The 11,883-nt window shown below is 71.0% G+C and carries 9 protein-coding genes; 2 read left to right on the forward strand and 7 right to left on the reverse strand.

The window, feature by feature from the left end:
* Positions 1-77: 77 nt before the first annotated feature.
* From guaA to IWX63_RS02055, 3 genes are read right to left on the reverse strand one after another with little or no spacing between them, the layout of a single operon-like run.
* Positions 78-1,664 carry a glutamine-hydrolyzing GMP synthase gene (gene guaA / locus IWX63_RS02045; RefSeq protein WP_199276464.1) on the reverse strand — a complete coding sequence of 529 codons (1,587 nt, stop codon included), beginning with the start codon at positions 1,662-1,664 and terminating at the stop codon, positions 78-80.
* Positions 1,665-1,724: 60 nt separating this feature from the next.
* Positions 1,725-2,213, reverse strand: coding sequence for a DUF3817 domain-containing protein (locus tag IWX63_RS02050; protein ID WP_199276465.1), 489 nt, complete (start codon positions 2,211-2,213; stop codon positions 1,725-1,727).
* A complete protein-coding gene (locus tag IWX63_RS02055; RefSeq protein WP_334685555.1) occupies positions 2,206-3,087 on the reverse strand; it encodes an SURF1 family protein in 882 nt (293 codons plus the stop codon). Before IWX63_RS02055 ends, IWX63_RS02050 begins: the two co-directional genes overlap by 8 nt.
* A gap of 130 nt (positions 3,088-3,217) precedes the next feature.
* Between IWX63_RS02055 and IWX63_RS02060 the strand changes: the two genes are divergently transcribed.
* Complete coding sequence (locus tag IWX63_RS02060; RefSeq protein ID WP_199276466.1) at positions 3,218-4,939, forward strand: ABC transporter ATP-binding protein; 1,722 nt, start codon at positions 3,218-3,220, stop codon at positions 4,937-4,939.
* Positions 4,932-6,677, forward strand: coding sequence for an ABC transporter ATP-binding protein (locus IWX63_RS02065; protein ID WP_199276467.1), 1,746 nt, complete (start codon positions 4,932-4,934; stop codon positions 6,675-6,677). The genes IWX63_RS02060 and IWX63_RS02065 overlap by 8 nt, the downstream gene beginning before the upstream one ends.
* A 55-nt stretch (positions 6,678-6,732) precedes the next feature.
* Here the strand turns inward: IWX63_RS02065 and IWX63_RS02070 are convergent, their stop codons facing one another.
* The 4 genes from IWX63_RS02070 to guaB all read right to left on the reverse strand — a co-directional run bounded on the left by IWX63_RS02070 (position 6,733) and on the right by guaB (position 11,843).
* Positions 6,733-7,224, reverse strand: coding sequence for a PTS sugar transporter subunit IIA (locus IWX63_RS02070; protein ID WP_199276468.1), 492 nt, complete (start codon positions 7,222-7,224; stop codon positions 6,733-6,735).
* 17 nt (positions 7,225-7,241) lie between these two features.
* Positions 7,242-8,381, reverse strand: coding sequence for a GuaB3 family IMP dehydrogenase-related protein (locus tag IWX63_RS02075; RefSeq protein WP_199276469.1), 1,140 nt, complete (start codon positions 8,379-8,381; stop codon positions 7,242-7,244).
* A 69-nt stretch (positions 8,382-8,450) separates the two neighbouring features.
* Complete coding sequence (locus IWX63_RS02080; protein WP_199276470.1) at positions 8,451-10,280, reverse strand: ABC transporter ATP-binding protein; 1,830 nt, start codon at positions 10,278-10,280, stop codon at positions 8,451-8,453.
* A gap of 36 nt (positions 10,281-10,316) precedes the next feature.
* Positions 10,317-11,843 carry an IMP dehydrogenase gene (gene guaB, locus IWX63_RS02085; protein WP_199276471.1) on the reverse strand — a complete coding sequence of 509 codons (1,527 nt, stop codon included), beginning with the start codon at positions 11,841-11,843 and terminating at the stop codon, positions 10,317-10,319.
* Between the last annotated feature and the right edge of the window lie 40 nt (positions 11,844-11,883).

An 11,883-nucleotide genomic window follows, 5' to 3' on the forward strand; every position in this document is an offset into this window, starting at 1 on the left:
GAAAAGCGTCCGGACCCCGCGGATAGCAACGCGGCCCGGGCGGCCCGGAGTGGGTCGATCCCCACCCCGGAGTCCGCCTACTCCCATTCGATGGTTCCGGGCGGCTTGCTCGTCACATCGAGCACCACGCGGTTGACGCCGTCCACCTCGTTGGTGATCCGGTTCGAGATCCGTGCGAGCAGGTCGTACGGCAGGCGTGACCAGTCCGCGGTCATGGCGTCCTCGCTCGAGACCGGACGCAGGACGATCGGGTGCCCGTAGGTGCGGCCGTCGCCCTGCACCCCCACGCTGCGGACGTCCGCGAGCAGGACCACGGGCATCTGCCAGACCTCGTTGTCGAGTCCGGCCGCCGTGAGTTCGGCCCGTGCGATCGCGTCCGCTGTGCGGAGCAGTTCGAGCCGCTCCTCGGTGACCTCCCCGACGATCCGGATGCCCAGCCCCGGGCCGGGGAACGGCTGCCGGCCCACGATCTCCGCCGGCAGGCCGAGCTGGGCGCCGACGGCGCGCACCTCGTCCTTGAAGAGGGCCCTGAGTGGCTCGACGAGTTCGAACTGCAGGTCCTCGGGCAGGCCGCCCACGTTGTGGTGGCTCTTGATGTTCGAGGCGCCCTCGCCGCCGCCGGATTCGACGACGTCGGGGTAGAGCGTGCCCTGGACGAGGAAGCGGATGGACTCGCCGTCCGCCTCCGCCTCGCGCATGATGGCGCGTTCCGCCTCCTCGAAGGCACGGATGAACTCGCGGCCGATGATCTTGCGCTTGGTCTCGGGGTCCGAGACGCCGGCCAGCGCGTCGAGGAATCGGCGCTGCTCGTTGGCGACGTACAGCCTGACGCCCGTCGCCGCGACGAAGTCGCGTTCCACCTGCTCGGCCTCGCCCTCGCGGAGCAGCCCGTGGTCGACGAACACGCACGTGAGCTGGTCGCCGACGGCGCGCTGCACGAGCGCGGCGGCCACGGCGGAGTCGACCCCGCCGGAGAGCCCGCAGATCACGCGGGCGTCCCCGACCTGCTCGCGGATGCGCTGCACCTGCTCCTCGAGGATGTTACCGGTGGTCCAGTTCGGGGCCAGGCGCGCGCCCCGGAAGAGGAAGTTCTCGATGACGGCCTGGCCGTGCTGGGAGTGCTTCACCTCGGGGTGCCACTGCACCCCGTAGAGGCCCTTCTCCTCGTTCGCGAAGGCTGCGACGGGCGCGCCGGCGGTGCTGGCGAGGACATCGAAGCCCTCGGGGGCGGACTGCACGCTGTCGCCGTGGCTCATCCACGCGGTCTGGTGCTCGGGGGTCCCGCTGAGGATGGAGCGCGCCGCGCCGTCTGAGCGCACGTCCGTGGAGCCGTACTCCCGCAGGCCCGTCCTGGCGACGGTGCCGCCGAGGACGTCCGCCATCGCCTGGAAGCCGTAGCAGATGCCGAGGACCGGCACGCCGGCCTCGAACAGGTCGGCCTCGACCCGCGGCGCACCCTCGGCGTAGACGCTCGACGGACCGCCGGAGAGGATGATCGCCGCGGGGTTCTTCGCGAGGATCTCCTGCGTGCTCAGGGTGTGCGGCACGATCTCGGAGTAGACGTCGGCCTCGCGGACCCGGCGCGCGATCAGCTGGGCGTACTGCGCGCCGTAGTCGACGACGAGGACAGGTCGGTGTTCGGAGCCGTTCTCGGGGGTAGTCACCCGTCAACAATAGTCTGCGAGCGCGGACCGGCCTGCATCAGCGGGCCTCTGTGAAGCCGCTCAGTAGCGGGGCGCGGCCTCAGGGTGCGCCGCCAGGTCCTCCTCCACCTGCCGGTGGATCCGCTTCTCGACGATGAACGACAGCAGCGGCACCACGCCGCCGAGGGCGATCAGGATGAAGCGGCCGAACGGCCAGCGCATGATCTGCCAGAGGCGGAAGTCGGCGATGAGGTAGACCACGTACAGCCAGCCGTGGACGATCAGCACGGTGGTCGAGAGGTTCAGCCCCCCGGCCGTCGCAGCGACCGTTTCGGGCAGGAACTGGAGGGGCGCGCCGCCGCCGGCCACGATCTCCGTCCCGAACCCGTACTTGGCGACCATCTCCACGACCACGAGCAGGAGCATCACACCTGTCGCGTACGCGAGGATCTTGTAGAACTTCAGGGCGGAGCGGATCTGCGCGTGCGTGCCGCCGAACCGCCGCTTCGGCTTGCCCTTCGCGGGCGCACGGCCCGTTCCTGTGGTCGGGTCGAGAGCTGGCTCAGTCACGGTGCATTCCGCCTTCGGTGTCGGGTCTCATCTCGGAGCTTGCTGCGGGCCTGCCGTCGGATCCGACGCCGGCCGCGGGCTGGGCCTCCGCGTCATCAGCGGCGTCGGCGGCGTCCTCGAGCGAGCGGCGGTGGTCGTCGGCGACGAGCCGCCACCACAGGAAGAACGCGAAGCCCGCGAAGACGAACCACTCGATCGCGTAGAAGATGTTCAGCCAGTTGATGGGGGTTTCCTGCGGCTGCGGGCCGACGACCACCGGCTCCATGCCGGCAGCGAAGGGCACGTCCGCTCCCCCGGCGGTCACCGTCGTCGCCACCACGAAGGCGGCGTAGGCGCGCACGTCCCACCGGGTGGCGAGCTCGGCCGTGGACAGCGAGGGGACCTGGCCCTCGACGGGCCGCTGCACCAGCGGCGCTTCGGGTGGCAGGAGGCGTCCGACGACGGCGGCCGGGCCCTCCTGTTCGGGCAGGGACGTGGCATCCTCCGCCGCGGGCAGCCAGCCGAGCACGATCGGGATCACGGGACTCTCCCCGGCGTCGCCCGCCGGCGTCGCCACGCCGTCGACGGCGAACGCCTGGACCACCCAGAGTCCTTCCTCGCCGTCGCGCAGGCGGTCCTGGACGAGGGTGCGGGTGTCCGGCAGGAAATCGCCGTCGAGCGAGACCATCTGGTCGGCGCCGGAGGCGTACAGGGGCGTGAGGGGCTGGAGCACGTCGGTCAGGGGCCGGACCTCCTCGGTGGTGCTCGGCGCGGGCGGCGGGGCCTGCCGCGAGGAGTTGAACTGCCACTGGCTGAGGAGCACGAAGACCGAGGCGATCACCATCGCGAGGATCAGCAGAAGGATCCATCGAGGCTTGAGCGCGGTCTTCAACACCACTTAAAGGTACTTCGTGCCCGTGTAGAACAACGAATGACGCCCACGCGGGACGGCCCGGGGCGGGACCGGAAAAACTGATTGGGATATCTCTATCACTGAGCCCGGATACGGTCTACGCTTGGTCCTCGTGCGCTCCTATCCCTATCCCCTGACCGGTCCACCGGATCTGCGTTCGCCTGCGCGCTACCTGCTGTGGCTCGCGGGCCACCAGAAGGCGACGCTGGCCGCCGGGATCCTGCTCGGCACCGTGTGGATGGCATCGCAGGCGGTCATGCCCTTCGTCCTCGGCAGGGCCATCGACGACGGCGTGATCGGCGCGGACTACCCGGCGCTCGTCGCGTGGGCCGGCGCCCTGCTCGGCCTCATGGTGGTCCAGGCGGCCTCCGACACCGCCACGCACCGCGCGGGGGTCAGCAACTGGATGCAAGCCGCGTTCCGCTCCGTCCGCCTGGTGGGCCACACGATCAGCAGGACCGGCGACGCGCTGCCTGCGGCCCTGTCCACCGGGGAGGTGGTCTCGACGGCGGCCTCCGACGCCTTCCGGCTCGGCGAGGTCTACGAGGTCCTGACACGGCTCGCCGGCGCGACCGCGGCATGGCTCGTGGTGACGGCCCTCATCTGGCAGACCTCCCCCGTGCTCGGCGTCGTGGTGCTCGCGGGCGTCCCCGCGTGCTGCGGACTGCTCCTGTTCGTGGTGCGGCCGCTGCAGGCGAGGCAGCGTGAGCAGCGCGAGGCATCCGGCCGGATGACAGCGGTCGGCGCGGACACCGTGGCCGGACTGCGCGTGCTGCGCGGCATCGGCGGCGAGCACATCTTCGTGGACCGCTACCGGGCCAGGTCCGCGGAGACACGCGACTCGGGCATCCGGGTGGCGCACTCCCTCGCGGACCTCGAGGCGTCCCAGGTCTTCATCGCAGGCACCTTCAGCGTGGTGTTCACGTGGGTCGGGGCGTCCCTGGTCCTCTCGGGTGACATCACGCCCGGCCAGCTCGTGGCGCTGTACGGCTTCTCGATCTTCCTCATGACGCCCATCCGGGCGGCGGCCGATTCCGTGGCGCGCTTCATCCGCGCCCACGTGGGTGCACGGAAGATCCTCGCCGTGCTCGCGGTCCGGGCGGACGTCGCCGACAGCACGACGCCGGTCCCCGCCCCGCCGTCGGGCTCCGCCCTCGTGGACGAGCGCTCCGGCGTCGTCGTCGAACCCGGCCTGCTGACCGCTGTCGTCTCGAAGGACCCCGCGGAGGCGACAAACGCCGTCACCCGCCTCGGCCGCTTCGAGGACGCCGCCCTCGAGGAGGCGACCGTCCGGTGGGGCGCCGCCGACCTGCGGCACATTCCGCTCGCTGCCATCCGCGAGCGCATCGTGGTGAGCGAGGCGGGCCCGCAGCTCTTCAGCGGGCCCCTCCGCCGGCAGCTCGACCCGCACGGCCGGCACGACGACGGCGGGATCCTCGGAGCCCTCGAAGCCGCCAGCGCCCTCGACATCCTCGACGGACTCGACGGGGGCCTCGACCACGAGGTCACCGAGCGGGGCCGGGGCTTCTCGGGAGGGCAGCGGCAGCGCCTCATCCTGGCCCGTGCCTACCTGACCGACGCCGAGACCCTCGTCCTGGTGGAACCGACCAGCGCCGTCGACGCCCACACCGAGCAGCGGATTGCCTCCCGGCTCGCCGGGGCGCGGCGACGGGACGGCCGGACGACCGTCGTCGTCACCGCGAGCCCGCTGCTGCTGCGGGCCGTGGACCGCGTGATCTTCCTCGAGGACGGCCGCGTCGCCGCACAGGGCAGTCATCCCGACCTCATGGCCGGCCACCCCGCGTACCGGGACGTGGTGATGCGCAGTGAGTAGCACGGCCACGCTTCCCGTCGCCGCGCCGAAAGCGGTGCGCGACGAGGCATCACGCCTGATCCGCCACCACCGGCGGGGCCTCGGGGCGGTGATCGCACTGTACGTCGGATCGGCCGTCGCAGGGCTCGCCGGACCCCTGCTGCTCGGCATCCTCATCGATGCCGTCGCGGCGGGCACGACGTCCGGCGTCGTCGCATCCGTGTCGCTCGGCATGCTCGCGTTCCTCGCGGTGCAGTCGGTGCTGCGCCGGTACGCCGTCCGGTCCGGCATGGTGTTCGGCGAACGCGTGTTCGCCGAGCTGCGCGAGGACTTCATGGAGGACGTCACCGCGCTCCCCCTCTCCACGGTCGAGAAGGCCGGCACCGGCGACCTGGTGGCCCGCACGACCAACGACATCGACGCCGTGTCCCACACGGTGCGCTTCGGCGTCCCGCAGGTCGTCGTCTCGGTGGTGACGATCGTCCTGACGCTCGGCGCCGCCGTCGTCACCTCCCCCGTCCTGTCGCTGGCCCTCCTCGTGGGGCTGCCGCTGCTCTGGCCCGTGACGCGCTGGTACCTCCGGCGCAGCGCCGGCGGGTACATGCGCGAACGCGAGACGTACGCCGTCGTGAACGGGACGATCACCGAGAGCATCGAGGGCGCCCGCACCGTGGACGCCCTCAGCCTGGGAGGGCTGCGCCGCGCGGACCTCGACGACGCCCTCGGCAGCAGCTACCGGGCGGAGCGCTACACGCTGTGGCTGCGCTCCGTGCTGTTCCCGGCCGCGGACATCGCGTTCTGGCTGCCTGCCGCGGCCGTCCTCCTGTGGGGCGGCTGGCTCGCCGGCCAGGGCATGGTCACCCCCGGTGCCGTGGCCACCGTGGCCCTGTTCGCGGTGCGGCTGATCGACCCGGTGGACCTGCTCATCATGTGGACCGACGAGATCCAGGTGGGCGCTGCGTCGCTGGCCAGGATCGTCGGCATCAAGGGCGTCGAGCCCGACCGGGAGGCGACGGCGGCGGAACCGGCCAACGACGACATCGTCGTGTCGGCCGCCACCTACGCCTACCGTCCCGGGCACGACGTGCTGCACGGCGTGGACCTCACGCTCGTGCGGGGCGAGCGCCTGGCCGTCGTCGGCCCGTCGGGGGCCGGCAAGTCGACGCTGGGGCGCCTGATCGCGGGGATCCACCCGCCGACGTCGGGCTCCGTCACGGTGGGCGGCGTGCCGCTCGTGGACCGGCCGCTCGACGCGCTGCGCCGCGAGGTGGCGCTCGTGACGCAGGAGCACCACGTGTTCGTCGGTTCCGTCTCCGACAACGTGCGCCTCGGACGGGCGGACGCGGGCGACGGCGAGATCGAGGACGCCCTGCGCAGCGTCGGGGCGCTCGACTGGGTGAAGCAGCTGCCCGAGGGCGTGGACACGGAGGTGGGCTCGGGTGCGTACGAGTTGAGCCCTGCGCGGGCCCAGGAGCTCGCGCTGGCGCGACTCATCCTCGCCGATCCGCACACCCTGGTGCTCGACGAGGCGACGTCCCTGATCGACCCGCAGGCCGCACGCGACCTCGAGCGCTCGCTCAACGCGGTCCTCGAGGGGCGGACCGTGATCGCCATCGCGCACCGCCTGCACACGGCGCACGACGCCGACCGTGTCGCCGTCGTCGAGGAGGGGCGGATCGCGGAGCTGGGCTCCCACGAGGAACTGCTCGCGCTCGACGGCGCGTACGCGTCCCTGTGGCACTCGTGGCGGAGCGACTGACGGGCCGGTCGTCCGGCTGGCCGTCCAGCTGACCGGCTGACCGGCTGGCCGTCTGCTAGTGGTCGAAGAACACCAGGGAGGAGTTGATCAGTTCGGCGATCACCTCGGCGTCGTGCGCGCGGCGCAGCGACTCCCGGAAGTTCTCCTTGAACAGGCTGCGGGCGATCGTCGCGAGGACCTCGAGGTGCTCCGAGAAGGACTGCGCGGGGGTGGCCATGAGGAGGACGAGGGTGGCCGGGCCGTCCACGGCCCCGAAGTCGAGGCTGTACCCGAAGCGCGTCACCCCGACGGCGATCGAGGTCTGGTTGACGTATTCGCTGCGTGCGTGCGGCAGGCCGACGCCGCCGGGAAGCCCCGTCGCCATCTGGTGCTCACGGGAGTTGACCTGGTCGAGGAAGGCCTGGAGGTCCGAGATCCGGCCCGCCTCGTACAGCCGCCCTGCGAGCTGGGCCGCGGCCTCCTCCTTGGAGGTCGCCTCCATCTCGAGGATCACGAGGTCGGGGGTGGTCAGTTCGGCGTCGTGCAGATCGAGCGGCTTCTCGCTCACAGGGTGCCTTTCGGGGTTCAGTCGACCGAGACGTACGGCGAGAGGACTACTTCCACCCGCTGGAATTCCTTCAGGTCCGAGTACCCGGTGGTGGCCATCGCACGCCGCAGCGCCCCGATCAGGTTCGAGGTGCCGTCCGTGTGGTGTGACGGGCCCCACAGGACTTCCTGCAGGGGCCCGACGGTCCCGATGTTGACCCTGTCGCCGCGCGGCAGTTCCGGGTGGTGTGCCTCCTGACCCCAGTGCCACCCCTGGCCGGGCGCCTCCTCGGCCCGGGCGAGCGCGGAGCCGAGCATGACGGCGTCGGCGCCCATGGCGATGGCCTTGACGATGTCCCCGCTGGCGCCCATGCCGCCGTCGGCGATGACGTGCACGTAGCGCCCGCCGGATTCGTCCATGTAGTCGCGCCGGGCTCCGGCGACGTCGGCGATGGCGGAGGCGAGCGGCGAGTGGATGCCGAGCGCACGGCGGGTCGTGGTCGTGGCGCCGCCGCCGAAGCCGACCAGCACACCGGCCGCACCGGTGCGCATGAGGTGCAGCGCCGGAGTGTAGCCCGCCGCGCCGCCCACGATCACGGGGACGTCGAGTTCGTAGATGAACTTCTTGAGGTCCAGCGGCTCCTCGTTCTTGGACACGTGTTCGGCGGAGACCGTGGTGCCACGGATGACGAAGATGTCGACGCCGGCCGCGAGGACCGTCTTGTAGAACTGCTGGGTGCGCTGCGGCGTGAGCGACCCGGCGACCGTCACGCCGGCCTCGCGGATCTCGGCGAGGCGGCTCGTGATGAGCTCGGCCTGGATCGGGGCCTCGTAGATCTCCTGCATGCGCCGGGTGGCGGCGGGGCTGAAGTTCTCCGCGCTCAGTCCGGCGATCTCGTCGAGGGCCTGCTGCGGGTCCTCGTAGCGGGTCCACAGACCCTCCAGGTTGAGGACGCCGAGGCCGCCGAGCCGGCCCATCGCGATCGCGGTGGCGGGCGACATCGCGGAGTCCATGGGGGCCGCGACGACCGGCATCTCGAACTGGTAGGCGTCGATCTGCCACTGCACGGAGACGTCGAGCGGATCACGGGTGCGGCGGGAGGGCATCACCGCCACGTCGTCCAGCGAATATGCCCTGCGTCCGCGCTTGCCTCGGCCGATCTCGATCTCGTAAGTCACTGCTCTAGGTTAGCCCAGCGCGCCCTCGCGGCAGGTGTCGCGTCGCGCGGGCGCGGCCGCTTGCGCGGGTCAGGCGTCGGGCAGCTGGCTCTCGAACATCCGGAAGTACCGGCCCCGCAGCGCCACGAGTTCCCGGTGCGTCCCCGACTCCACGATTTCGCCGTCCTCGAGCATGTGGACGACGTCGGCCTTCTCGATGGTCGCCAGGCGGTGGCTGATCGCGATGATCGTCCGTGAGCGGTCGGCGAACAGGCGGGTGAAGATGCGGTGCTCGGCGAGCGCGTCGATGGCCGACGTCGGCTCGTCCATGACGATGAACGGCGCGTCCCGGTAGAAGTTGCGGGCCATGGCGAGCCGCTGCCACTGACCGCCGGAGAGACCGCTACCCTTGCGCCCGCGGGGGTCCTCCATCCAGTTGCTGACGTAGTTCTCGAACCCGTTCGGCATCTTCTGGATGAAGTCGGCCGCTTCGGCGTCGCGCGCCGCCCGGCGCACCCTCGCATCGTCGCGCGGCCGGTGGACGTCACCGAAGTAGATGTTGTTCTCCGCCGTCGCGAACTCGTACCGCAGGAAGTCCTGCGACATGACCGCGAGGTGCCGGTGCCAGTCGTCGATGCGGATGCCCCGGAGGTCACGGCCGTCGAGCCGCACCGTCCCCCTGCTCGGCTGGTACAGCCCGGCGAGGACCCGGATGAGCGTGGATTTGCCCGCCCCGTTGTCGCCCACGATGGCCACGTGGGTCCCCCGCTCGAAGGTCATCGAGATGCCCCTGAGGACCTCGGCCTCGCCACCGGCGTAGGTGAAGTGGATGTCCCGGAGCTCGACGGCGGACGGCGGGTCCTCGAGGCGTCCCGTCGCGGCCGTGGACAGCGGGAAGTCCATGAACTGCTCGTAGTCCTTGAGGTTCGCGAGGTCCTCGTCGATGGAGCTCAGCGAGGACACCAGGCTGTTGGCCGTGCTGAGGGCGCGGCTGACGATCTGCTGCACGTAGAGGAACTGCCCCACGGGCTGCGCGCGGGCGATGATCTGCCCCACGATCCACACGAGGGCGAGCAGCTCGGCCCCGTACTGCAGGGCGTCCGCGAGGAGCTGCTTGGGGATGTAGCGCTTCTGGAAGTCGAGGCGCCGCTTCTCGTCGGCGTCCCTCAGCGTGGAGCGCAGGTCCATCAGGTACCGGACGATCCCGTAGAGGCGCATCTCGGCGATGTGCTGCGGCTTCATGAGGTTGGTCTCGATCATGCGCCGCTGCCGCCGGGAGTCCACCTGGGTGTTCCAGTGCGCCATCTGCTCCCGTGCGAGCCGGAACTGCAGGTAGACGCTCGGGATGATCGCCACCAGCACGATCAGGGCGATCCACCAGCTGACCAGGAGCAGCGCGCCGATCGCGAGGAGCACCGACACCAGCTGCGTGAAGATGGCGGCGATGCGGTCGAGGACGCGCGCATAGGAGTCGGAGAACCGGCGGGCGCGGTCGTAGAGGTCGATCGTCTCCTTGTCGTCGTACCGCCAGAACTCCAGGGCGAGGAAGCGCTCGTACATGCGGTCGCCCACGATCGCGCCGACGCGGAAGCTCAGCACCTGCTGGATGTAGCGGTCCACGCTCGTGAACGCCCCCCACAGCAGGCCCAGGACGGCGGTGACGATCACGTAGACGACGGCGGACCGCCCGGCGTCCGGGTCCCCCGCGTAGGCGGCGGCCAGCGCCGTCGTCGTCAGCGACGCGTAGTAGGTGGTGACCAGCGGCAGGACCGCCGAGATGAGGGAGCCCGCGACCTTCATGGTGACGGCGCCCGGCGACGCCTTCGCGCTGACGACGAGGACCTGCCCGACGGCGCGGGCGTACGGTCCCAGCCGCAGCTTGCGGCGGGCGGCCACCTGGGGCTGCGGGAGACCGCTCACGCGGGCCCTCCCGCCCGAGGGGCCACGCGCGGCGCCCTACTTGGAGCCGTAGTTGGGTGCCTCGACCGTCATCTGGATGTCGTGCGGGTGGGATTCCTTGAGGCCTGCGGCGGTGATGCGCACGAACTTGCCCTTGGCCTTCAGCTCGGGGATGGTGCGGGCGCCGGTGTAGAACATGGTCTGGCGCAGGCCTCCGACGAGCTGGTAGGCCACGGACGCGAGCGGCCCGCGGTAGGCGACGCGGCCCTCGATGCCCTCGGGGATCAGCTTGTCGTCGCCGGTCACGTCCGCCTGGAAGTAGCGGTCCTTCGAGTACGAGGTGTTCTTGCCGCGCGTCTGCATCGCGCCGAGCGAGCCCATGCCGCGGTACGTCTTGAACTGCTTGCCGTTGACGAAGATCAGCTCTCCCGGCGCCTCGGCGGAGCCGGCGAGGAGCGAGCCGAGCATCACGGTGTCGGCGCCGGCCACGAGGGCCTTGCCGATGTCACCGGAGTACTGAAGGCCGCCGTCCGCGATCACGGGCACCCCGGCGGGGATGGCAGCCTTCGCCGATTCGTAGATGGCGGTGACCTGCGGGACGCCGACGCCGGCGACGACGCGCGTCGTGCAGATGGACCCCGGGCCCACGCCCACCTTGATGCCGTCGGCGCCGGCGTCGATCAGGGCCTGGGCACCCTCACGGGTGGCGGCCTGGCCGCCGATGATGTCGACGTGCGCGAGGGACGTCTCGGCCTTGAGGCGGGAGATCATCTCCAGGACGCCCGCGCTGTGGCCGTTGGCGGTGTCGACGAAGAGGGCGTCGACGCCGGCGTCGACGAGGGTCATGGCGCGCTCCCAGCCGTCGCCGAAGAAGCCGATGGCCGCGCCGACGCGGAGGCGGCCGTCGTCGTCCTTCGTGGAGAGCGGGTACTGCTCGGCCTTCGTGAAGTCCTTGACGGTGATGAGCCCGCGCAGGATCCCCGCGTCGTCGACGAGCGGGAGCTTCTCGATCTTGTTCTGCGCGAGGAGGTTGATGGCGTCGTCGCCGCTGATCCCGACGGAGCCGGTCACCAGGGGCATCCTCGTCATCACGTCGCGGACGAGCGTGCGCGGGAAGTCGCGCTCGAGCACGAAGCGCGTGTCGCGGTTGGTGACGATGCCGAGCAGGCGCCCCGCCGCGTCCACGACGGGCAGCCCCGAGACGCGGTAGTGCCCGCACAGTTCGTCGAGTTCCTGCAGCGTGGCGTCCGGACCGATGGTCAGCGGCTTGGTGATCATGCCGGACTCGCTGCGCTTCACGCGGTCCACCTGGTCCGCCTGGTCCTGGATGGACAGGTTGCGGTGGATGACGCCGAGCCCGCCCTGCCGCGCCATGGCGATGGCCATCCGCGCTTCGGTGACGGTGTCCATCGCGGAGGAGAGCAGCGGCGTCTTCACCGTGATGCGCTTGGAGATGCGCGACGACGTGTCGGCCTCCGAGGGGATCACGTCGGTGTGGCCGGGGAGCAGGAGCACATCGTCATACGTCAGGCCGATGAATCCGAAGGGGTCGTGGGTCTCGTTCTGGCCGGACTGCTGGGTCACTGCTGCGCCTCTTTCGGTGTGGACCGGTGGGGGTGGAGGT

Origin of the sequence: Arthrobacter sp. CAN_A2 (assembly GCF_015752045.1) — a bacterium.
GTDB lineage: Bacteria > Actinomycetota > Actinomycetes > Actinomycetales > Micrococcaceae > Arthrobacter_D.